A 22,009-nucleotide genomic window follows, 5' to 3' on the forward strand; every position below is an offset into this window, starting at 1 on the left:
CCGCCGAAGTTCGTGGCGGGAGGTGGTGGGGTGTCCACGGTGGGGGGAACGGCCCTTCTCTGGTGGTGAAGTTCACAGAATCCGCACATATGGAACTATCTCTCCTGTTCTGATGTCTCTCATGGGTGCATGGTGGCGGAAATGTGCGACCCGAGGCGGGACATGGATAACAGGGATATAAGCGACTCGGGGCGCGCATCCCCGGGCAGGCGGATCGAGTTGAACGTCCCGCAGGTGGCGGGAAGTGCGGCGGCGGCGGTGACCGGAGCGATACTCGCCTCCGGGCTCAGCGTCTACGGAACGATCATCGGTGCCGGGGTCGTGAGTGTGGTGGCCACCACCGGTGGCGCCCTGTACCAGCACCTGTTCAAGCGCACCAGCGAGCAGATCCGGGAGGCGGCGAGGCCACTGCCGCGTCGCGTGCCACGGCGTGGCCCGGCGGCCGGTCCCGCTGTGCCGCCCGCCCTGCGTGGCGACAATCACCCGGACGTGGTGGATGAGACACCCGATATGCCCGGAACGCCCGTATCCGGGCTGCCTGCTGATGCCGAGTACTCCCGCGCGATACCGGCCGTCGCGGAGGCGGAGGCGGAGGCGGAGGCGGAGCCGCTGAGCGGTGCGGCGGAGACCCGCGTCCTGCCCGCCGGGCCGTCCGGAGTGGGTGGCCGCCGGGAGGAATTCGGCGAAGCGACCGAACACGGGCGCACCCGCCGCACGCTGCGTGCGCGGCTCGCCGTGTCGGCCGGGGTCTTCGCGCTTGCCATGGGTGCGATCACCGGCCTGGAAGTGGCCACGGACTCCTCGCTCTTCGGCTGGTGGCACGGTGACGACAAGGGTGGCACCACCATCGGCCGCGCAGTGGGCGGTGACAGGGGCGGCCAGCGTGACAGGCAGCAGGAACGGGAGGAGAGCCCGCGGCAGCCCGCGCCCGGTCCGTCCGGGCAGGGCGGTTCGGACGCGCCCCGGGGCGAGGAGGGGGAACGGGCGCCCGGCCCGCAGCGAGAGGAGGGATCCGGCGGGACCGGCGGGACCAGCGGAGCCCCCTCCGCGGAACCGGACGGCGGCGCCGACGAGGGAAACCCCGGCGGCTCCCCCGCCGAGGAGCCCCGTCCCGGTACGCCGCAGCCGTCCGGCACCACCGGCACGGACGACCAGCCGGACCCGGACTCCGGCGGAAGCGGTCCCGGCACGGAGGACGAGGTTCCGGCCCCGGCCCCCTCGGGTGACGCGGGCGGGCCTCAGGGCACGGAGGGCACGCCCTGAGGGCTGTCCGGATCTCAGTCGCCGAGCACCCGCCGCAGGTAGTCGTTGCCGAAGACCCGCTCCGGATCCAGCCGGTCCCGCAGCCTGGTGAATTCCGTGAACCGCGGGTAGACACCGGCCAGATACGCGGCGTCGCGGGAGTGCAGCTTGCCCCAGTGGGGCCGTCCTCCGTGCGCGGTCATGATCCGCTCGGCGTCGGTGAAGTACGCCGCGTGCGGTGTGCCCCGGTAGGCGTGCACGGCGATGTAGGCCGTCTGCCGTCCGCTCGCGGTGGACAGCGGTATGCCGTCCGCGGGGGCGGTCCGCACCTCCACCGGGAAGCTCACCCGGTGCCGGGAACGCTCCACCATCGCCTTCAGCTCCCGCAGCGCGCCCATGGCCGCCTCGCGGGGCAGCGCGTACTCCATCTCCACGAAGCGGACCCGCCGCGGACTGGTGAAGACGCGGTACGGGATGTCGGTGTACGTACGCGCGGACAGCGCGCGGGCCGCGAGCCTGGCCGTGCCGGGCACCGTGGCGGGGGCCGCTCTGCCCAGGGAGCACGCGGCCTGGAAGACCCCGTTGGAGAGCAGTTCGTCGTCGATCCAGCCGCGCAGGCGCGGCAGTGGCGCGGCGGGGCCGATACACCGGTTGTTGCGCTTGGTGGTGCAGCCGTCGGTGTGCGGGAACCAGTAGAACTCGAAGTGTTCGTTCTCGGCCGCCAGCTGATCGAATGCGGCGGTGACCCGGTCGAAGGGCATGGGTTCCTCGCGGGCGGTGAGGAGGAACACCGGCTCCACCGCGAAGGTCAGTTCGCTGATCACGCCGAGCGCCCCGAGGCCGACGCGTGCCGCTGCGAAGACGTCCCCGTGCTCCGTGTCCGAGCAGCGCAGTACCGAGCCGTCGGCGAGGACCAGTTCCAGCCCGCGTATCTGGGCGGCGATTGAAGCCGTCTCCCGCCCCGTCCCGTGGGTGCCGGTGCTCACGGCTCCCGCGGCGGTCTGCGCCATGATGTCGCCCATGTTGGCCAGCGACAGGCCCTCACCTGCGAGCGTCTCGTTGAGCTGCCGCAGTGAGGTGCCCGAGGCGACCGTGACGGTGCCGCCGGCGCGGTCGATCTCCCGGATGCCGCTGAGGCGTTCCGGCCGTATCAGCACACCGCCGGTGGCGGCGACGCTGCTGAAGGAGTGGCCCGTACCGACCGCCTTCACCCGCAGCCCGTCCTCGGCCGCGCGGCGCACCGCCTCCGCGAGCGCCCCGGTGGAGGACGGCGCCACGGTGCGCGTCGGCTGGGCCGCGACATTGCCCGCCCAGTTACGCCACGTCACTCTGCTCTTCCCCGGCTGTCCGCTCATGCTCGACCACCCCTCCGCTTCGCGGCGGCCGCAGCCGCCGGTATCCGAGGAACGCGACCGCCGCCGCGAGCGCCCCCGCGCCCCCGGAGACCCCGTACGCGCGTTCGGCCCCGAAGGTGTCCACCCCCCAGCCCGCGGTGGAGGAGCCGAGCGCGATCCCGACGGCGAGCCCCGTACTGAGCCAGGTCATGCCCTCGGTGAGGCGGGCACCGGGGACGAGCTGCTGGACCAGTCCGACCGTGGTGACCATCGTCGGCGCGACCGTGAGGCCCGCGACGAAGAGCGCCACCATCAGCCAGGGCAGGTTCCCGACAAGTTGGAGGGGGATCATACTCAGCGCCATGGCACAGATGCCCACCAGCCACCGCAGCGGGGCGGGAGAGGTCACCCGCCGCAGCCCGTAGAGGGCGCCCGCCAGGACGGAGCCCAGGGCGTAGACACCGAGGACCGGACCGGCCAGCGCCTTGTGCCCCGCGTGCTCGGCGAAGGCGACCGTGACCACGTCGACCGAGCCGAAGACCGCCCCCGTGAAGACGTACACCACCGCCAGCACCCACAGGCCGGGCGTGCGCAGGGCGGAGCCGCCCGTGCGATGCTCATGCGGATGCGGGACCGGCTCGGTGGCGTGCTGGGAGCTGAGCCACAGCACACCCGTCAGCAGGAACCCGGCCGCCAGGACCGGCCCGGCCTCGGCGAACCAGACGGTGCACAGTCCGATCGACAGTATCGGGCCCAGCACGAAGCAGGCCTCGTCCACCACCGACTCGAAGGCGAACGCGGAGTGCAGCAGCTGCGGCCTCTCGCCGTGGATCGCCGTCCAGCGGGCCCGCACCATCGAACCGACACCCGGTGTGCAGCCGGAGGCGGCGGCGAAGACGAACAGCAGCCAGTCCGGCGCGCCCTGCCGCGCGCACAGCACCAGCCCGGCGACGCCGGTCACCGACACGAGCATCGCGGGCCGCAGCACCCTGCGCTGCCCGTGCCGGTCGACAAGACGGGATACCTGCGGGCTGCACACCGCCACGGACAGCGCCACGGTGGCGGCCAGCGCGCCCGCCAGCCCATAGCGCCCGGTGAGCTGGGAGACCATGGTGACGATGCCGACGCTCAGCATGCCCAGAGTCATCCGGCCGAGGAACCCGGCGGCGGAGAACCTCCTACTGCCGGGGGCGGCGAAGATCTCACGATAGGGACTGGGCATGGGAGATCCTCGGCGGGTGCGTAAGGAACGTCTGGCGCAGCGAGCTTACGGACGGAGCGACGGGCGGAGGTGCTCCCGCACCCTGCGGACCCGGATGGCAGGATCAGGGACATGTCCGACGCGCTCGATGCCCGCCCCTACGATGCCCTGCTGCTGCTCTCCTTCGGGGGGCCCGAAGGTCCTGACGACGTCGTTCCCTTCCTGGAGAACGTGACGCGAGGCCGCGGTATCCCGAGGGAACGCCTCAAACAGGTGGGGCAGCACTACTTCCTCTTCGACGGGGTCAGCCCGATCAACGCGCAGAACCGCGCCCTGCTGGGTGCCCTGCGCGAGGACTTCGCCGCACACGGGCTCGACCTGCCCGTCTACTGGGGCAACCGCAACTGGGCCCCCTACCTCACCGACACCCTGCGCGAGATGACGCGGGACGGGTGCCGCAGGGTCCTGGTGCTGGCCACCAGCGCGTACGCCTCCTACTCCGGCTGCCGTCAGTACCGGGAGAACCTGGCCGAGTCGCTGGGCACCCTGATCGCGGAGGGTCTGGAGCCGCCGCGCGTCGACAAGCTCCGGCACTACTTCAACCACCCCGGATTCCTCCAGCCCATGGTCGACGGCGTGCTGGACTCCCTCGCCGCGCTCCCGGCAGCCGCGCGCGAGCAGGCGCACCTCGCCTTCACCACACACTCCATCCCCACCGCCGCGGCCGAGACGGCCGGGCCCCGGGGCGGCGCGTACGTCGCCCAGCACCTGGAGGTGGCCGCTCTCGTAGCGGCAGCCGTTGCTGAGGCAACCGGTGTCGAGCGCCCCTGGCAGCTCGTCTACCAGTCGCGCAGCGGCTCCCCGCAGACCCCCTGGCTGGAGCCGGACATCTGCGACCACCTGGAGCAGCTGCACGCGGCGGGCGCACCGGCCGCCGTGATGGTCCCGATCGGCTTCGTCTCCGACCACATGGAGGTCCTGTACGACCTCGACACGGAGGCGACGGCGAAGGCGGCGGAACTGGGCCTGCCCGTCGCCCGCTCGGCCACCGTCGGCGCCGACCCGCGCTTCGTCGCCGCGATCCGGGACCTGACCGTGGAACGTGCCGCGGCCGAACGCGGCGGGGAACCGCAGCGCTGCGCACTGGGCGGGCTCGGGCCCAGCCACGACCTGTGTCCCGTCGGCTGCTGCGCGGCCGGAGCGCCCCGGCCCGCCGCGGCCGGGGCCGACAGCCCGTTCGTCTGAGCCGCCTGCCTGCCTGCCTGCCTGCCTGTCCGCCTGCCTGCCGCCGTGGGCCGGTGGCCGAGACCCACACCCTCACACCTTCACAGGGAGAACCGTGACCGTCCCGCTCGACCAACTCAAGGCCGAACTCCTCGACCTCGCCCTGGAGGCCGCCCACCGCGCCGGTGTCCTGCTGAGCGAGAGCCGTCCCGACGACCTGGGGGTGGCGGCCACCAAGTCCAGCCCCATCGACGTCGTCACCGAGATGGACGTCGCCGCCGAGAAGCTGATCACCGGCTTCCTCTCCCGGCACCGGCCCGGCGACACCTTCCTGGCCGAGGAGGGCAGCCTCGGCGGCGACCGGCAGGCACCGGGGGAGAACAGCGGCGTGCGCTGGGTGATCGACCCGATCGACGGCACCGTGAACTACCTCTACGGGCTGCCCGCCTGGACGGTCTCGATCGCCGCCCAGTACGAGGGCGAGACCGTCGTCGGTGTGGTGGCGGCGCCCAGCAGGGGCGAGACCTTCCGCGCGGTCCGCGGCAGCGGCGCGTTCCTGAACGGGGGCAGCATCCACTGCCGTCCGTCCCCGCCGCTGGACGAGGCACTGATCGGCACCGGGTTCAACTACGTCCACGAGCGCCGCGTCGCCCAGGCGGAGGTGGCCCGGAGGCTCATCCCGCAGGTGCGCGACATCCGCCGCTCCGGCTCCTGCGCCCTGGACCTGTGCGATGTCGGCGCGGGGCGGCTGGACGGCTTCTACGAGCGCGGCCTGCACGCCTGGGACTACGCGGCCGGTGACCTGATCGCCCGCGAGGCCGGAGCGAGGACGGGCGGCCGCCCGGGCGAGCCGCCGAACCCGGATCTGACCCTCGCGGCGTCACCCGACGTGTTCGACGCCCTCCAGCCGATCCTCGAGGAGCTGGGCGCCTGGCACGACTAGGGCCTCTCGTTTGGATCCTGCTGGGCCAGTGAGCGGGGTCTGGTGCTCGGGGTCTCCCCGCCGCAGGCAGGGGACGGCTCGCAGGGCGGAGGAGGGAGACGACCGCGGAGCGTCGGCGACTGACGACAACGCGGCGGGGTGCGGCACCAGGGCACGCGAGCCCGGCAAGATCCCAACGAGGGACCCCAGAGCCCTGTCGGGGCGGTCTTCTCGGGCCTGCGACGCCGGGCACCCGTCCCCTCGGCCCTGCGGGCCTGGGGAGGCCCCATCCTTGCTGCGTTGTCGGTCGCCCCGAGTACGCCCGTAAGAAACCCCTGGCACCCCCGGACGGCGATGCCGGGGGAGTGCCAGGGGCCAGAGTGGGTTCAGCGGGCCGAGGCCGAGGCCTCGACCTCCACGCCGTGCTCCGCGGCGATTCGGCGCAGATCCTCCAGTTCGGCCTGTTCGACATCTGCCAGGAACTCGTCTCCCGACTCACGAGCGTCGTGCAGGTCGGACTTGGTGCTCTCTATGCGCTGCAGGATGCCTGTCGTGAACGCGTCCATGTGTGCGCCCCCTCGTCATGGGTCGGTGGCACGGGGGTGTGCCGAGGGTTGGGAACGATCACGTGCGTGGTCCCCACTGCGGTCGGCAGCCGTCTCGGCTTGCCGCCTACAGGGCGTGATCGCGGGTGTGCAGTCGTTCATCCCCACCGGATTGCCCGGAGAAACCTCAACCGCCGGGAAAACTCAGCCGCGCCTGTTGTCGAGTGCCTTCGCAGCCCATCGGGCACTTACAGCCGATTTACCAGCGTTCGGGGCAGGATGGAGGAGGGAACTCCAGCAGCCGCAGCGGATCTCGGCCGTTCGTCTCACTGGTATCACTAGCACCAGAGGGGCCAACCGCACCACGCTGTACCAGTCGTACCAAGGGAAGGAAACGTCGTGCGCGTACTCGTCGTCGAGGACGAGCAGCTGCTCGCCGATGCCGTGGCGACCGGGCTCCGCCGTGAGGCCATGGCCGTCGACGTCGTCTACGACGGCGCGGCGGCCCAAGAGCGCGTCGACGTCAACGACTACGACGTCGTCGTGCTCGACCGGGACCTGCCGCTCGTGCACGGTGACGACGTCTGCCGCAAGATCATCGAGATGGGCCTGCCCACCAGGGTGCTGATGCTCACCGCCTCGGGGGACGTCAGCGACCGGGTCGAGGGCCTGGAGATCGGCGCGGACGACTATCTCCCCAAGCCGTTCGCTTTCAGCGAACTCACCGCGCGGGTGCGCGCCCTGGGCCGGCGTACGACGACCGCCCTGCCGCCCGTGCTCGCCCGCGCCGGGGTCAAGCTGGATCCGAACCGCCGCGAGGTCTTCCGGGACGGACGGCCGATCCCGCTGGCCCCGAAGGAGTTCGCCGTCCTGGAGGTGCTGCTGCGCAACGACGGCACCGTGGTCTCGGCCGAGCAGCTGCTGGAGAAGGCCTGGGACGAGAACACCGATCCGTTCACCAACGTCGTGCGCGTCACCGTGATGACGCTGCGCCGCAAGCTGGGCGAGCCCGCGGTCATCGTCACCGTTCCCGGCGCGGGATACCGGATCTGACGCGCGATGCCCGCTCCGCCCCCGGCCGCGTCCTCCCCGGCCTCCCCGCCCCCCAAGCCGACCTGGGCACCGCGCGTGGCGTCGCGGCCGTACCCGTGGCTGCGGCCCACCATCCGGATACGGCTCACCCTGCTCTACGGCGGGATGTTCCTGATCGCCGGGATGGTGCTGCTCACGATCATCTATCTGCTGTCGGCACAGGCACTGCACGACGTCAGCACGCTCCCCTTCCGGGTGCTCAACGCCGAGGCCCAGCTGACCTCCGACTCGTGCCCCGGGCTCTCCGGCTCGATGCCCAGCGAGGTGTTCATGGAGCGGCTGGGCGAGTGCACGGACGACCAGCGTGCCCTCGCCCTCGACGAGTTGCTGCGCAGCTCGCTGCTGGCCCTGCTGGGGCTCGCGGTGGCGGCGTTCGCCTTCGGCTATGTGATGGCCGGACGCGTGCTCTCACCGCTCGGCCGGATCACCCGTACCGCACGCCAGGTCGCCGGGTCGGACCTGCACAAGCGGATCGAGCTGGAGGGCCCGGACGACGAGCTGAAGGAGCTGTCCGACACCTTCGACGACATGCTGGACCGGCTCGACCGGGCGTTCACCGCGCAGCAGCGGTTCGTGGCGAACGCCTCGCACGAGCTGCGCACCCCGCTGGCCATCAACCGCACGCTGCTGGAGGTCGAACTCTCGGATCCGCATGCCTCGCCGGAGGTCCAGCATCTGGGCAAGACGCTGCTGGCCACCAACGAGCGGAGCGAGCAGCTGGTGGAGGGTCTGCTGCTGCTGGCCCGCAGTGAGAACGAGCTGATCGACCGCAAGCCGGTCGATCTGGCCGAGGTGGCCTCGCAGGCCGTGGAGCAGGCACGCGGCGAGGCCCAGGCCAAGGGGCTGGAGCTGCGCGGAGTGCGCCAGCCCGCGTACGTGCAGGGCAACGGCGTGCTGCTGGAGCGCGTCGCGCTCAACCTGGTGCAGAACGCCGTGCGCTACAACCTGCGGGAGGGTGGATGGGTTTCGGTGAGTACGGAGGCGCAGCAGGCGTACGCGGTGCTGGTCGTGGAGAACACCGGCCCCGTGGTGCCCGCCTACGAGGTGGACAACCTTTTCGAACCGTTCCGGCGTCTCCGTACGGAACGCACCGGCAGCGACAAGGGGGTCGGACTGGGGCTTTCGATCGTGCGTTCGGTGGCGCGGGCACACGGGGGCACGGTGAGTGCGGAGCCGCGGGAGGACGGTGGCCTCGCGGTGCGAGTCGTTCTGCCCATCTGAGATCATCTCGGCCGGGGAGCTCCCCGCTGGGGAGGTTCGCTATATGCGGAATTCGTACGGTAAGACAGCCGCCACTGGAACTTGTGAGCGATCACACACGGGATTTTTTCGTTATTTACCCTCTGTGATCACAAGCTGGGAAGAAATCGTGGAAAATCCAGGTTTCCGCAGTCCGTGATCGTGGGCAGACCCCGGAGTGTCGTGCACAAAGTGCGACATTCAGACCGTCCGCGGTCCCGTTCGGCAGTAGACCCAATCACCTCTTCAGGGGGCCGGTTGGGTGTCGATTGAGTAACAGACCTTGATGTGAGGCAAAATCTCCGCCTCAGGTCGGGCACAAGCTCGGCCTCTCACGCGTTACGTGCGCTGGAGACACCACAGAAACCCAGAGGGGGAGAGCGACATGGCAACGGACTACGACACCCCACGCAAGACCGACGACGATGTCAACGAGGACAGCATCGAGGAGCTCAAGGCCAGGCGGAACGACAAGTCCGCGTCCAATGTGGACGTGGACGAGTTCGAGCAGGCCGAGGGCCTGGAGCTGCCCGGCGCGGACCTCTCCAACGAGGAGCTGTCCGTCCGGGTGCTGCCTCGGCAGGCGGACGAGTTCACCTGCATGAGCTGCTTCCTGGTGCACCACCGGTCACAGCTCGCCGCAGAGAAGAACGGCCACCCGATCTGCCGCGACTGCGCGGCCTGACAGGCGGCCCATCGTGGCGGCCGAAGACGCACGTGATGCCGAGCGAGGCCAGCCCGAGAGGGACGCCTCGCTCGCGGCACGCGTCGGTGGCCGCGTGCCGCTCCGGCTGCGCGGGCGGCGGAAGAAGCAGCGGCAGGAGAAGGCCGAGGAACACGGAGAACAGAGGGAGCAGGGGGAGAACGAAAGCCACGAGGGGGACGCGACACAGAAGCAGCACGAGGGGGACGGGGAGCACACGGAACTCGAGGAGCGCGGTGCCGACGCGGACCGGCCTGGCCGTCTGGAACGCCTTGACCGGGCGGACCTGCGGCAGGGCAGGGTCCGCGCCTTCGTGGGCGGGGTCGCCGACCGCGTCATCGAGAACGCGCCCCGCATCCCCGTCCGCGACCTGGAGACCCTGCGGCGGCAGTTTCCCGGGCTGGAGCCCGAGGAGCTCGCCGACCGGCTGGTCTCGGGCGCGACCAGGAGTTCGGCGACGGTGGGGGCGGGGGTCGGCGTCGCCGCGATGATGCCCGTGCCGCCCGCCATGCCCGCAGAGCTGGGGGCGGAGCTCCTCGGAGTCGCCTCCGTCGAGCTGAAGCTCATCGCCGAACTGCACGAGGTCTACGGGCGCCGCGCGCCGGGTGACGTGAAGCAGCGTTCGGCGGCTTACCTGTCGGCGTGGACTTCGGAGCGCGGAGTGAATCTGGCCAAGCCGACCACGCTCAACGCCGCTCTCGGCGGCCAGCTGAAGCGCGAGCTGCGCCAGCAGCTGCTGAAGCGCACGGCGCGGAATCTGCCCAACCTGGCGCCGTTCCTGATCGGCGCCGCGGTGGGCGCCGCGATGAACCACCACGACACGGCCCGGCTCGCCCGCCGTGTCCGCACCGACCTCCGCAAGACCCAGGTCCGGTGGGACGCGCTGCCGTCCGCCTCCGCGCCGTCGCCTGCCTCGGAGCTGCCGCCCGGCACCTCCGGGCCCGGGTCCGGGTCCGGGCCCGCCTCCGCTTCCTGACCGGACAGGCTCTTAGAGCCCCTGACAGAATGGGCGGTCGATCAGCTTGCGGCGTCTGGTGCGTGCGCTCGCAAGGCGGAGGATCGTCCTCGTACTGGGCGTACATGGACGACTCCGACAACGCGGCGAGCGCGCGTGCCAGGCGTCGCAAGCCGACCGCCCATTCTGTGAGGGGCTCTAAGAGGTCCGTCCGGGTGCGGAGGCCGCCGCCAGTGCCGCGACCAGCCGGTCCGGCTCGCGGGTCGACACATAGACGTACGGCGTCGGGTCCTCGGGATCGGTGACCTCGACCCGGACCGCGGTGGGGATGTAGCCGCGCAGCAGCATGTGGGCATGCGGATCCGCCTTGTAACTGCGCCAGGCGAGAGCCTCCTCCGCGTCCAGCGCCCGCGCCTCGCCCAGTGCCGACAGCGGGATCCGGGCGTCCCCCGCGACCAGTGAGTCCGCGACCACACGCACCCGCGCCGCCCCGTACGTGCTGACACCCACCGCCGACAGCGCGGAGCCCGCCACCAGCCCGACGAGCATGGCCATCGGGCCCAGGGGGAGCAGTATCAGCGCCAGTGCGGCACCCGACAGCAGGGCGATCAGCCACCAGAAGGCGGGAGCGGTCAGACGTTCGTCGTAAGACTGCACATGAGGCTGCATGCGTCCAAGCTTGGCACGTCCGGCACCACGCACCGGCGGCACCGGTAGGGTCTGCACACGTGAGTGCTGCTGATCCATCGAGAAACCGTATGAAGCCACCGGCTGACGCCCCCGTTCCGGCCCGCCACCCGGATGCTCCCGCCCCCGGTGAGGCGCTGGGCTCCCACTACGGCGAGTGCTTCGGCTGCGGCGGCGCGCAGCCCCACGGGCTGCATCTGGAGGCCCGCGCGGGCGAGGGAGTGAACGTCACCGCGGAGTTCACCGTCCAGCCCGCCCACCAGGGCGCACCCGGTCTCGCACACGGCGGAGTCCTCTCCGCGGCACTGGACGAGACGCTCGGTGCCCTGAACTGGCTGATGCAGGTGATCGCGGTGACCGGACGCCTGGAGACCGACTTCGTCCGCCCGGTGCCCGTGGGCACGACGCTCCATCTGGACGCCCACGCCACCGCCCGGCACGGCCGGAAGATCTTCTGTGCCGCCACCGGGCGGCTCGGCGGCCCCGAGGGGCCGGTCGCGGTGCGGGCCGAAGCGCTCTACATCGAGGTGCGGGTCGATCACTTCATCGAGAACGGCCGCGACGAGGAGATCAAGGCAGCCATGGCCGACCCCGACCAGGTGAGGCGGGCCCGGGCCTTCGAGGTGAACCCGTGACCGGGCAGCCGCGGCAGCCTGTCGACGTGCTGGTGCTGCGGCTGGACCCGGCCATGCCGCTGCCCGCGTACGCGCATCCGGGCGACGCGGGATGCGACCTGAGGACGGCCGAGGCCGCGGAGATCGCCCCCGGTGAGCGGGTCGTACTGCCCACGGGGCTGTCGATCGCGCTGCCGGACGGATACGCCGCCTTCGTGCACCCCCGTAGCGGGCTCGCGGCCCGCTACGGCGTCGCGCTGCCGAATGCGCCCGGAACAGTGGATGCCGGGTACCGTGGGGAGATCAAGGTGATCGTGACCAACCTCGACCCGCGCGAGACCGTGCGATTCGAGCGCTTTGACCGCATCGCCCAACTCGTCGTCCAGCAGGTGGAGAAGGCGCGCTTCCACGAGGTGGAGGAGCTGCCGGGCTCGGCGCGGGCATCGGGTGGCTTCGGCTCTACGGGGGGCCATGCCGCCGCGCGGCGGGACGACCCAGCACAGCACAGTGATTTCATCGCGGTCGGTACCGACCAGAACCCGGATCTGAGAGGACAGTGACGTGTTCGGACGTCGTCGTAAGAAGAGCGAAGAGCCTGAGCCGGGCGCCTCGGACGAGTTCGAGACGGAGACCGCCGAGGAGGCGGACGAGGGCGCCGAGGCGGACGCGGACGCCGACGCCGACGCGAAGCGTGTGAAGCTGCCGCCGGCCCCCCGCCCGGACGGCCCCTGGGACCTCAGTGAGATCACCGACCCCGGCGACGGCCGGGTCGACCTCGGCGGACTGTTCGTGCCCGGTGTCGAGGGCATGGAACTGCGGGTCGAGGTCGCCGGTGACGCGATCGTCGCCGCCACCATCGTGCTCCAGGACAGCGCGATCCAGCTCCAGGCGTTCGCCGCGCCGCGGCGCGAGGGCATCTGGGAAGAGGTACGCGAAGAGGTCGCCGCCGGGATCACCAAGCAGGGCGGCGTCATCGACGAGGTCGAGGGTCCGCTCGGCTGGGAGCTGCGCGCCCAGGTGCCGGTCCAGCTGCCGGACGGCAAGCACGGCGTCCAGGTGGTGCGCTTCGTCGGCGTCGACGGTCCCCGCTGGTTCCTGCGCGGGGTCATCTCCGGCCAGGGCGCGGTCCAGCCGGAGGCCGCCGGGCTGCTGGAGCAGATCTTCCGGGACACCGTGATCGTGCGCGGCGACGGCCCCATGGCCCCCCGCGACCCGATCGTCCTCAAGCTTCCCGAGGACGCTCAGATGGTTCCCGACGGCGTCCAGCAGGAGACCGTCGAGGAGGGATCCCGCTTCGCGGGCGGCATCGACAAGCTCCAGCGCGGCCCGGAGATCACCCAGATCCACTGAGCCCTTCGGCGGAGCCTCGCGTCCCCCGGCGCGGCGGTGGAGATCCCTTCCGCCGCCGCGCCGGCCCGTCACCGGTCGGACAGGTGTCAGTCCGGCCGGTCCACGGGGAGGCTCTTGACCTGGTCGAGCGAGGACAGGTAGGTGGCCGTGGTCGCCACCCGGTCCAGGGCCTGCCCGTAACCGTCCTTCGAGTAGACCTCGGCCCAGGTGTTGGACACGTCGACGCCGTGCACCTCCGCGATGGCCTTGAGGGCCGCCTCGTTCTGCTGGATGTCCCGCTCCTGCGAGCTGCTCCAGATGCGGGCCGCGGCGTCGGCCTTGTCTATCGATTCGCTCCTGGAGATGTCGGCGTCGATGTCGTTGACCAGCGCGCCTTCCGCGCCAGCGACGAACACTCCGATGGAGGCGGCGGCTATGGGATGGGCGGTGAAGACGGGCGCCATCGACGCGGCCGTGACGCCCGTGCCGAACGCGGTGTTGCCCCAGAGCCGCGCGCTGAGGGTGGACTTGTCGAACTCGGCGTCCCTCGTCACCGCGGGCCCGATGACGGCTTCCTGCCGCCCGATCGCCAGGGTGCCGGCCGTCTCGCCGGACGCACGGAGGATCTCCTGCACCGTGTCCTCCCGGGAGGCGTCATAGCGCTGGTTCGCGGGGAGGTCTCCGGAGAGGTGATGCTCCAGTACCTGGGCTGTGTAGGCCTTCTGCGCCTGGCCCAGTGCCGTGTTCCCGTCCGGGTCCTGGCCGAGTGCGAGCAGGAAACGGGTGGTGTCCAGATGGGCGTTCTTCAGGTCGAGTTCGGCTCCCTCCATGGGGAAGAGCAGCTTGTCGTCCGAGCCGTCCTTCAGCGCCCGGAAGATGTCCGGGGTGTACTCGGCCGCGGCTCGGGCCACGGATTCGTGCATTCCCGGCTTCAGAGCGGTGTGGTCGTCCAGGGAGGAGACGCCCTGGATCAGGCGGGACATGATCTTGGCCTCGTCCTCGCTGTGGGACGGCTGGAGAGATACCGGCGCATCGTAGGGGCTTCCCGTCGTCGCCGAGTTCAGCGCGTGCGAGAGCGCCTTGTAGCCACCCAGCTCCCGCTTCTCCTCCTCGGGTTCGGTGAACTCCCCGTCCTCGGGCCAGTCGCGATCGCTGATCAGGTAGTCGTAGTTACCCTTGTCCAGGAAGAACTCCGTTGAAGCGTTGCCGTTGTTCCCCAGTGCCTCCATGAAGCCGGTGACCGGATCCTCGCCCGCGTCTTTCGCGCTGCCGAAGTTGAGGAACCCCGAGTCGCCGAATCCCTTGCTGATCCATTTCTCCGTCGGCTTGTTGCCCTCGTAACCCTGGACGAAGCCTTCCCGGTCCTTCTTGAGCAGTGCGTCGCCGTAGTCGTTCAGGAAGTCCGACTGGAAGTTTCCGGTGCGCATGAGATTGCTCATGACCTGGAAATTGTAGGGACCCTTGGAGGCGTACGGATTGCCCTTCGCGGCTTCGGCGCCGATCCGTTCGTCACCCATGTCGATCATTTCCTTCTTCCACGCCTTCATTTCGGGCGTGTCGGAGTGGCTGGCCAGGCCGAGGGTGACGCCGAGGTTGTCCTGGAGGGCGGCGAGCTGGGCGCGCCGTTCCTTGCTGTGCTCGATCGTTACGCTGGTGGTTCCGCGCTGTTCGTGCTTGGGCTCGGCCATCGCGGCCCAGTAGTCGAGCATGCCCTTGGGGCCCATACGCAAGGTGAACTGCTCCGCGAAATCGGAGTTCTTGGCGTGCTTCGCCAGGATTCCGTTCAGCTGCGATATCTGCTTCTCGTTCGCATCGGCGCCCTTGTCGGCGAGATTCATCGCCGCCTTGATGTCCTTTTCCGTCTCCTTGTCGACATCGTTGAGGTGGGCTATTCCGTCGTCGGTGAAACCCTTGTCCTTGCCGTTCGGGTCGATGAGCAGTGCGGTCGACAGGCGGCGGTCCGCCGTGGTCGCGACCTCGATGGCCCGGAGGGTGCGCTGCCGGTAGGCGACGATGGCTTCGTGGAACGCCTTCTGCAGGGCCGCGCTGCGGTCCACCTCGTCCGGGGGCGGATCGACGTAGACGTTTCCGTTCTCCCTGTTGAGTTTCAGGTAGCTCTTGCCGCCGTCTGCCCGCGGGCTCTCCACCTCCTCCTGTATCGCCTTGAGTTCGTCCTTGGCCCAGGTGAACTTCGCGAGGGCTTCGGCGAGTACGGTGCCGATGTCGTCCGCCTCGCCCGCGGCTCTGTCCATCATGGACTTGACGCCGGTGAACTTCCGGAAGGCCGCCGAGGCGGCCTCCCCCTGCCAGTCGGACTGCTCCAGCGGTCCGGCGACGGTGCGCTGGTAGGTGTTCCGCGCCGCACGGAACTGGCCGCCGAGTTTCTGCCACTTGGCCGCCGCTTCGCTGAACGGCACCAGATTGACCTGCCGCACTGCCGTGTACGTGAGAGACATCTTCGTTCCCTTGACTAGGACTTGGGCTCAGTCGGTGCGGTTCCAGGCACGAAGGGGCCGTACATCGGCTGCTGGGTTCCGGGGATGAGGGGGTTGTTCAGCAGAGGCGCGGACCCGGGGTGGACGAGGCCGTACCGCGAGGGTTCTGTCCCGGGGACGTAGGGGCCGTACTCCGGCGGCAGAAGTTTGTCCATCTCCTCCTTGCGCCGCACGTCTTCGGCCTTGAAGTTCTTCGCGGCCTCGCGCAGCCCCTTCGACACGCCGCCGAGCAGGCCGTCCAGGTACCGCATCTGACTCCGCCAGCGCTTCTGGAGTTCTTGGACGGCCTCGTCGCTCTCGAAGCCCGTCATCGTGCCCGGTACCTGCTCGGTCTCCCGCATCGTGTCGTTGTCCGCTTTCGCGAAGTCACCACGCGCGGTGTCCGACTTCCCCGCGTAGGCGCGCAGCACGGAAACGCTCACATTGAGCCCCGTGCCGTATCTGCCTCCGTTCGCCGGTCCCGCGTCGTTGAGGTTCATCGAGGTCGAGCCCCGTGACTCGGCACCTGCGACCAGACCTGCCCATTCTTGATCAAAAGAAGACATCCCCGACCCCGCTTCGATTGGTGAACTTTGCTAAACCTATCGATGATCTCCTTGAGGCTAGGGGATGAACCACTCTGGTGGCACCTGACTTGCGGTACTTGATGCGAGAACGAAGTGCCCACCTTTGCAGTTGAGACTTCACGCAAGATCCCCGTGGGTGCCGACCGTCCCGTCAACCGTCCTGTCAGCCGTTCCCTCGACCGAGTCGAGCCGCCCGCAGGCGTAGGGAAGACGTCAAGAGTGGGCGCCGGGGCGTATGGGAGGCGTCAACGGAAGAAGGGGTGGCCGAAAGGAGCGCTTCGCTGGGGTGGTCAGAACAACCGACCACCCCTAAGGAGCACACGATGGCCGATCTGGCCTTCGTCGCAGTCACCGTCGCGGTCTTCGCGCTCATGGCGTTCGTCGCCAGGGGAGTGGAGAAGCTGTGAGCGCCGAGAACGTCGTCGGCCTCATCGTGGCCGCCGCCCTGCTGGGCTATCTGGTGCTCGCGCTCGTCCTCGCCGAGAAGTTCTGAGGGCCACCCGCGATGAACCAGACAACAGCTGATGTGCTCCAGATATCCGCGCTCGCCGCCGCCCTCGCCCTGGTGCACCGCCCCCTCGGCGACTACATGGCCGCCGTCTACACCTCCCGCAGGCATCTGCGGCCGGAGCGCTGGATCTACCGCTGCGTCGGCGCCGATCCGGATGCTGAGATGCGCTGGCCCGCCTATCTGCGCGGGGTGCTCGCCTTCTCGGCGGTGAGCCTGCTCTTCCTGTACGCGATGCAGCGTTTCCAGGACCGGCTCCCGATGTCGCTCGGCTTCGAACCCATCTCGCCGGACCAGGCATTCAACACGGCCGCCTCCTTCACCTCCAACACCAACTGGCAGTCGTACGCGGGTGAATCCGCGATGGGTCATCTCACCCAGACCGGCGGTCTGGCGGTGCAGAACTTCCTCTCCGCCGCCGTCGGCATGGCCGTCGCCCTCGCTCTCGTACGTGGCTTCGCCCGCTCCCGCACCGGCGAACTGGGCAACTTCTGGTCCGACCTGGTGCGCGGCACGGTCCGCATCCTGACCCCCGTCTCGGTGCTGGCGGCCGTGGTGCTGGTCGCGACTGGCGCCATCCAGAACTTCGCCTCCCCGCACGAGGTGCAGACCCTCTCCGGAGGCGGCCAGCACATCAGCGGCGGGGCGGTGGCCTCGCAGGAGGCCATCAAAAATCTCGGCACCAACGGCGGCGGGTTCTTCAACGCCAACTCCGCGCACCCGTTCGAGAACCCCACCGGCGTCTCCAACCTGCTGGAGATGTTCCTCCTCCTGGTGATCCCCTTCTCGCTCCCGCGTACCTTCGGCAAGCTGGTCGGCAGTGTGCGGCAGGGCTACGCGATCGCCGCCGCGATGGGAGTGATCTGGTTCGCGGGCGTCATCGCCGTCACCGTCACCGAATACGCCCATCCGGGCAGCGCCTCGCAGTTGGCGGGCGCCGCGATGGAGGGCAAGGAGACGCGCTTCGGCGAGGGAGGCTCCTCGCTCTTCGCCGTCTCTACGACGATGACCTCGACCGGCTCGGTGAACTCCTTCCACGACTCCTACAGCGGACTCTCCGGCGGCGTGCTGATGCTCGGCATGATGCTCGGGGAGATCGCGCCCGGCGGAGTCGGCTCCGGTCTCTACGGGATGCTGATGATGGCCGTGATCGCGGTCTTCGTCGCCGGGCTCATGGTGGGACGCACCCCGGAGTACCTGGGCAAGAAGATCGGCACCCGGCAGATCAAGCTCGCCGCCTGCTACCTGCTGGTCACCCCCTCTCTGGTGCTCGGCGGCACCGCGCTCGCCATGGGGCTCGGTGACGGGGAGGCGGCGATGACCAACACCGGAGCCCACGGCTTCTCCGAGGTCCTCTACGCCTACACCTCCGGGTCCAACAACAACGGGAGCGCCTTCGCCGGGTTCGGCGCGGACACTCCTTTCCTCAACACCAGCATCGGCCTGTGCATGCTGCTCGGCCGTTTCCTGCCCATGGTGTTCGTCCTCGCACTGGCCGGGTCGCTGGCCCGCCAGTCGCCCGTACCGGAGACGGCGGGCACCCTGCGGACCGGGAAACCCCTGTTCACGGGGCTGCTGGTGGGGGCCGCGCTGATCATCTCCGGTCTCACGTTCTTCCCCGCCCTCGCGCTGGGGCCACTCGCGGAAGGTCTCGTCTGATGTCCACCACCACTCCCGTACGGATCGGGCCGGAACGGTCCGGCACACCGGAACCCGCCCGGCCGGATGCCTCGTCCGGCCGCACCGCCCGTGGCCCCTTCGGCCCGCGTCAGCTGGCCGCGTCGCTGCCGGAGGCGTTGCGCAAGCTCGATCCGCGCGTCCTGGTCAAGGCGCCCGTGATGTTCGTCGTCGCGGTCGGCTCGGTGCTGACCAGCGTGCTCGCCGTCACCGACCCCGGTGACTGGTTCGGCTGGGCGATCACGGCCTGGCTCTGGCTGACCGTCCTCTTCGCCAATCTGGCCGAGGCGGTCGCGGAGGGACGGGGCCGGGCGCAGGCCGACACCCTGCGCAGGGCCCGCACGGACGCGGTGGCCCGCCGGCTGACCGCGGACGGCGAGGAGGAGATACCCGGCACCGCGCTGCGGATCGGCGACCGCGTCGTCTGCGAGGCGGGCGACCTCATCCCCGGTGACGGCGACGTCGTCGAGGGCGTGGCCTCGGTCGACGAGTCGGCGATCACCGGGGAATCGGCCCCGGTGATCCGGGAGTCCGGTGGCGACCGCTGTGCGGTGACCGGCGGCACCAAGGTGCTCTCCGACCGCATCGTCGTCTCGGTCACGACGAAGCCCGGCGAGACCTTCATCGACCGGATGATCTCCCTGGTCGAGGGCGCGGCCCGGCAGAAGACACCGAACGAGATCGCGCTCAACATCCTGCTGGCCTCGCTCACCGTCATCTTCCTGCTGGCCGTGGTGACCCTCCAGCCCTTCGCGGTCTACGCCGGCGCGGAGCAGTCGCTGATCGTGCTCTCCGCGCTGCTGGTCTGCCTCATCCCGACCACCATCGGCGCCCTGCTCTCCGCCATCGGCATCGCCGGGATGGACCGCCTCGTCCAGCGGAACGTCCTGGCCACCTCCGGCCGGGCGGTCGAGGCGGCGGGCGACGTCTCGACGCTGCTGCTGGACAAGACCGGCACGATCACGCTCGGAAACCGCCAGGCCGCCGAGTTCATCCCGGTGCGCGACGCCTCCATCGGTGAGCTGGCGGATGCCGCGCAGCTCTCCTCACTGGCCGACGAGACCCCGGAGGGGCGCTCCATCGTCGTCCTTGCAGCCGCTGAGGAGCGGTACGGGCTGCGCGAGCGGCATGAGGGCGAGCTGGCGCACGCCGAGTGGGTGCCGTTCACCGCGGGGACGCGGATGTCCGGCGTCGACGTGGACGGCGTCAGCGTCCGCAAGGGCGCCGCCGCATCCGTGACCGGCTGGGTGAGGGAGCACGGCGGACACGTCGGCGAGGAGGTGCACGGCATCACCGGACGGATCTCCGAGGCCGGAGGCACCCCGCTGGTGGTCGCGCGACGGGACGCGGACGGCGCGCGCGTGCTCGGCGTCGTCCACCTCAAGGACGTCGTCAAGGACGGCATCCGGGAACGCTTCGCCGCACTGCGGCGGATGGGCATCACCACCGTCATGATCACTGGCGACAACCCGCTGACCGCGAAGGCGATCGCCGCCGAGGCGGGCGTCGACGACTTCCTCGCCGAGGCCACGCCCGAGGACAAGATGGCCCTGATCAAGCGCGAGCAGGCGGGCGGCAAGCTCGTCGCGATGACGGGCGACGGCACCAACGACGCGCCCGCGCTCGCCCAGGCCGATGTCGGAGTCGCGATGAACACCGGCACCTCGGCGGCCAAAGAGGCCGGGAACATGGTCGACCTCGACTCCGATCCGACAAAGTTGATCGACATCGTGGAGATCGGCAAGCAACTGCTGATCACCCGGGGCGCGCTGACCACGTTTTCGCTCGCCAACGACATCGCGAAGTACTTCGCGATCATCCCGGCGATGTTCACTGCGGCCTATCCCGGTCTGGACAAGCTCAACGTCATGGCGCTCAGCACCCCGGAGTCGGCGATCCTCTCGGCGGTGGTCTTCAACGCCCTGATCATCATCGCGCTGGTCCCGCTCGCCCTGCGCGGTGTGCGCTACCGCCCGATCGAAGCCGACAAGCTGCTGCGGCGCAACCTCGGCATCTACGGCCTCGGCGGCCTCATCGCCCCCTTCCTCGGCATCAAGATCATCGACCTGCTCATTTCGCTCATCCCTGGGATCGGGTGACCCATGTACACCTCCATGCACACCTCCGGACGCCACTCGGGGCGGCTGCTGTGGGCGGCCTTCCGCGCGCTGCTCGTCCTCACCGTGATCACCGGCGTCCTCTATCCGCTGGCGGTCACCGGCGTGGCCCAGACCGTCTTCCACGACAGGGCCAACGGCTCCATGGCCGAGGCCGACGGCCGAGAGGTCGGCTCCGCACTGATCGGCCAGCAGTGGGCGGGCGAGGACGGCAAACCCGACCCCAGGTGGTTCCAGGGGCGGCCGTCCGCCGGCGGCTACGATCCGCTCGCCACCGGTTCCAGCCAGCTCGGAGCGAGCGACAAGCGGCTGGTGGCCGCCGTCCGTGCGGCACGGGCGCAGGTTGCCGACTTCAACGGGGTGCCGGTGTCCGAGGTGCCGGCGGACGCCGTCACCGGCTCCGCCTCGTCGATCGACCCGCACATCTCGCCCCGCTACGCGCGGCTGCAGGCCGAGCGGGTCGCCCGTACCAACGGTCTGCCCGAGACAGCCGTGGCGCGGCTGGTCGAGGAGCACACGGAGGGCCGCGCCGCGGGGTTCCTCGGCGAGCCGCACGTGAACGTGCTGAAGCTGAACCTCGCGGTGCACGGGCTCGCCCGGGAGTGAACGGACCGGGCCTGTCCGCCCTGACCTCCCCGGGGCCGTTGCCCCACGGTGGCGGACGTGTACATACTGACGCGCCCGCCACCGCGCCGTACGCGGTGCGGACGAGTGCCGCGGGGACAGGGGAGACCGCAGGATGACCGACAGCACAGCCGCCACCGGCCGCATGCCCACCGGCCCCACGGGCGCCACCGCCGTCGCGGACGTACCGGCGGCGGACGGCCCGATGGTCCTGGTCGAGGATCTGCACCGCACCTACGGCAGCGGGCCGACCGCCGTGCACGCCCTGCGCGGCGTCTCCCTCGAAGTGCCACGCGGCAGGCTCATCGCGCTCAAGGGCCGTTCCGGCTCCGGCAAGACCACCCTGCTCAACCTCGTCGGCGGCCTGGACACCCCCGCCTCCGGGCGGATCACCGTGGACGGTACGCAGCTCACCGGGCTGGGCGAGGAGCAGATGCTGGCGCTGCGCCGCGACCGGATCGGCTTCGTCTTCCAGGCTTTCGGACTGCTGCCCGTCCTCACCGCCGCGGAGAACGTCGGGGTCCCGCTGCGGATGCGCCGGGCCCCGGCCCGCGAGCGCGAGGAGCGCGTCGCCCTGCTGCTCGCCCTCGTCGGCCTCACCGACCACGCCGAGCAGCGTCCCGGCGAACTCTCCGGCGGCCAGCAGCAGCGAGTCGCCATCGCGCGGGCGCTCGCCAACCAGCCCGCGCTGCTGATCGCCGACGAGCCCACCGGTCAGCTGGACGCCGAGACCGGGCTGGCCGTGATGGAGCTGCTGCGTGCGGTCGTACGGAGCGAGCAGGTCACCGCCCTCGTCGCCACTCACGACGAGACCCTGCTGGGCCTGGCCGACCAGGTGCTGGAGCTCGCGGACGGCCAGATCCTGCCGGGCGAAGCGGCCGACCCGGGTGATCCGGCCGGCGGCATCCATACGGAACCCTGATGCGTGTGACGCC

The 22,009-nt window shown here is 70.3% G+C and carries 22 protein-coding genes; 16 read left to right on the forward strand and 6 right to left on the reverse strand.

What is annotated here, in order from left to right; genetic code table 11:
* The first annotated feature begins 162 nt into the window (after positions 1 to 162).
* The gene (locus LHJ74_RS12110) at positions 163 to 1,263 is read left to right on the forward strand and encodes a hypothetical protein (protein ID WP_260217965.1); all 1,101 of its coding nucleotides are present in this window, start codon (positions 163 to 165) and stop codon (positions 1,261 to 1,263) included.
* A 14-nt stretch (positions 1,264 to 1,277) separates the two neighbouring features.
* Here the strand turns inward: LHJ74_RS12110 and LHJ74_RS12115 are convergent, their stop codons facing one another.
* Together LHJ74_RS12115 and LHJ74_RS12120 are read right to left on the reverse strand one after the other, a co-directional pair.
* Complete coding sequence (locus LHJ74_RS12115; RefSeq protein ID WP_260217966.1) at positions 1,278 to 2,597, reverse strand: D-arabinono-1,4-lactone oxidase; 1,320 nt, start codon at positions 2,595 to 2,597, stop codon at positions 1,278 to 1,280.
* Positions 2,557 to 3,798: an MFS transporter gene (locus LHJ74_RS12120; RefSeq protein ID WP_260217967.1), complete on the reverse strand. Its 1,242-nt coding sequence runs from the start codon at positions 3,796 to 3,798 to the stop codon at positions 2,557 to 2,559. The genes LHJ74_RS12115 and LHJ74_RS12120 overlap by 41 nt, the downstream gene beginning before the upstream one ends.
* A 111-nt stretch (positions 3,799 to 3,909) precedes the next feature.
* Here LHJ74_RS12120 and LHJ74_RS12125 point away from each other — a divergent pair, with 111 nt between their 5' ends.
* Positions 3,910 to 5,022 carry a ferrochelatase gene (locus LHJ74_RS12125; protein WP_260217968.1) on the forward strand — a complete coding sequence of 371 codons (1,113 nt, stop codon included), beginning with the start codon at positions 3,910 to 3,912 and terminating at the stop codon, positions 5,020 to 5,022.
* 94 nt (positions 5,023 to 5,116) lie between these two features.
* Positions 5,117 to 5,944, forward strand: coding sequence for an inositol monophosphatase family protein (locus tag LHJ74_RS12130; RefSeq protein WP_260217969.1), 828 nt, complete (start codon positions 5,117 to 5,119; stop codon positions 5,942 to 5,944).
* 365 nt (positions 5,945 to 6,309) lie between these two features.
* On the opposite strand, the gene LHJ74_RS12135 is transcribed toward LHJ74_RS12130, so the two are convergent.
* The gene (locus LHJ74_RS12135; RefSeq protein WP_260217970.1) at positions 6,310 to 6,489 is read right to left on the reverse strand and encodes a hypothetical protein; all 180 of its coding nucleotides are present in this window, start codon (positions 6,487 to 6,489) and stop codon (positions 6,310 to 6,312) included.
* 378 nt (positions 6,490 to 6,867) lie between these two features.
* On the opposite strand from LHJ74_RS12135, the gene LHJ74_RS12140 reads away from it, so the two are divergent.
* From LHJ74_RS12140 to LHJ74_RS12155, 4 genes are all read left to right on the forward strand, one after another.
* Positions 6,868 to 7,521 carry a response regulator transcription factor gene (locus LHJ74_RS12140; RefSeq protein ID WP_260217971.1) on the forward strand — a complete coding sequence of 218 codons (654 nt, stop codon included), beginning with the start codon at positions 6,868 to 6,870 and terminating at the stop codon, positions 7,519 to 7,521.
* A gap of 6 nt (positions 7,522 to 7,527) precedes the next feature.
* On the forward strand, positions 7,528 to 8,781 hold the full coding sequence (locus LHJ74_RS12145) for a sensor histidine kinase (RefSeq protein WP_260217972.1): 1,254 nt from the start codon (positions 7,528 to 7,530) through the stop codon (positions 8,779 to 8,781).
* A 403-nt stretch (positions 8,782 to 9,184) separates the two neighbouring features.
* A complete protein-coding gene (locus tag LHJ74_RS12150; protein WP_023528427.1) occupies positions 9,185 to 9,484 on the forward strand; it encodes a DUF4193 domain-containing protein in 300 nt (99 codons plus the stop codon).
* A 106-nt stretch (positions 9,485 to 9,590) separates the two neighbouring features.
* Positions 9,591 to 10,478 (forward strand): hypothetical protein, encoded by an 888-nt coding sequence (locus LHJ74_RS12155; RefSeq protein WP_375546741.1) that lies wholly within the window; start codon positions 9,591 to 9,593, stop codon positions 10,476 to 10,478.
* A 177-nt stretch (positions 10,479 to 10,655) separates the two neighbouring features.
* Here the strand turns inward: LHJ74_RS12155 and LHJ74_RS12160 are convergent, their stop codons facing one another.
* Positions 10,656 to 11,126, reverse strand: a complete 471-nt coding sequence (locus tag LHJ74_RS12160) for a DUF3093 domain-containing protein (RefSeq protein WP_260217974.1) — start codon at positions 11,124 to 11,126, stop codon at positions 10,656 to 10,658.
* Between the two features lie 89 nt (positions 11,127 to 11,215).
* Between LHJ74_RS12160 and LHJ74_RS12165 the strand changes: the two genes are divergently transcribed.
* Genes LHJ74_RS12165 through LHJ74_RS12175 form a run of 3 tightly spaced genes read left to right on the forward strand, consistent with a single transcriptional unit; the run spans position 11,216 to position 13,108 of the window.
* Positions 11,216 to 11,779 carry a PaaI family thioesterase gene (locus tag LHJ74_RS12165; protein ID WP_260217975.1) on the forward strand — a complete coding sequence of 188 codons (564 nt, stop codon included), beginning with the start codon at positions 11,216 to 11,218 and terminating at the stop codon, positions 11,777 to 11,779.
* Positions 11,776 to 12,318, forward strand: a complete 543-nt coding sequence (gene dut, locus LHJ74_RS12170) for a dUTP diphosphatase (protein ID WP_375546729.1) — start codon at positions 11,776 to 11,778, stop codon at positions 12,316 to 12,318. Before LHJ74_RS12165 ends, dut begins: the two co-directional genes overlap by 4 nt.
* A 1-nt stretch (position 12,319) precedes the next feature.
* Entirely contained in the window at positions 12,320 to 13,108 is a 789-nt protein-coding gene (locus LHJ74_RS12175; RefSeq protein WP_260217976.1) for a DUF3710 domain-containing protein, read from the forward strand.
* 86 nt (positions 13,109 to 13,194) lie between these two features.
* Here LHJ74_RS12175 and LHJ74_RS12180 read toward each other — a convergent pair whose 3' ends face one another.
* Positions 13,195 to 15,543, reverse strand: a complete 2,349-nt coding sequence (locus LHJ74_RS12180; RefSeq protein ID WP_260217977.1) for a PPE domain-containing protein — start codon at positions 15,541 to 15,543, stop codon at positions 13,195 to 13,197.
* Between the two features lie 14 nt (positions 15,544 to 15,557).
* Positions 15,558 to 16,004 (reverse strand): type VII secretion target, encoded by a 447-nt coding sequence (locus tag LHJ74_RS12185; protein WP_260217978.1) that lies wholly within the window; start codon positions 16,002 to 16,004, stop codon positions 15,558 to 15,560.
* Between the two features lie 404 nt (positions 16,005 to 16,408).
* On the opposite strand from LHJ74_RS12185, the gene LHJ74_RS12190 reads away from it, so the two are divergent.
* The 6 genes from LHJ74_RS12190 to LHJ74_RS12215 all read left to right on the forward strand — a co-directional run bounded on the left by LHJ74_RS12190 (position 16,409) and on the right by LHJ74_RS12215 (position 21,996).
* Positions 16,409 to 16,555: a hypothetical protein gene (locus LHJ74_RS12190; protein ID WP_260217979.1), complete on the forward strand. Its 147-nt coding sequence runs from the start codon at positions 16,409 to 16,411 to the stop codon at positions 16,553 to 16,555.
* The gene (locus tag LHJ74_RS12195) at positions 16,552 to 16,641 is read left to right on the forward strand and encodes a potassium-transporting ATPase subunit F (protein WP_260217980.1); all 90 of its coding nucleotides are present in this window, start codon (positions 16,552 to 16,554) and stop codon (positions 16,639 to 16,641) included. The genes LHJ74_RS12190 and LHJ74_RS12195 overlap by 4 nt, the downstream gene beginning before the upstream one ends.
* 12 nt (positions 16,642 to 16,653) lie before the next feature.
* Entirely contained in the window at positions 16,654 to 18,315 is a 1,662-nt protein-coding gene (gene kdpA, locus LHJ74_RS12200) for a potassium-transporting ATPase subunit KdpA (protein WP_260217981.1), read from the forward strand.
* Positions 18,315 to 20,432: a potassium-transporting ATPase subunit KdpB gene (gene kdpB, locus LHJ74_RS12205; protein WP_260217982.1), complete on the forward strand. Its 2,118-nt coding sequence runs from the start codon at positions 18,315 to 18,317 to the stop codon at positions 20,430 to 20,432. The genes kdpA and kdpB overlap by 1 nt, the downstream gene beginning before the upstream one ends.
* 15 nt (positions 20,433 to 20,447) lie before the next feature.
* Complete coding sequence (kdpC, locus tag LHJ74_RS12210) at positions 20,448 to 21,056, forward strand: potassium-transporting ATPase subunit KdpC (protein WP_260218226.1); 609 nt, start codon at positions 20,448 to 20,450, stop codon at positions 21,054 to 21,056.
* A 133-nt stretch (positions 21,057 to 21,189) separates the two neighbouring features.
* A complete protein-coding gene (locus tag LHJ74_RS12215; RefSeq protein ID WP_260217983.1) occupies positions 21,190 to 21,996 on the forward strand; it encodes an ABC transporter ATP-binding protein in 807 nt (268 codons plus the stop codon).
* Positions 21,997 to 22,009: the final 13 nt, after the last annotated feature.

Origin of the sequence: Streptomyces gossypii (assembly GCF_025165795.1) — a bacterium.
GTDB lineage: Bacteria > Actinomycetota > Actinomycetes > Streptomycetales > Streptomycetaceae > Streptomyces > Streptomyces gossypii.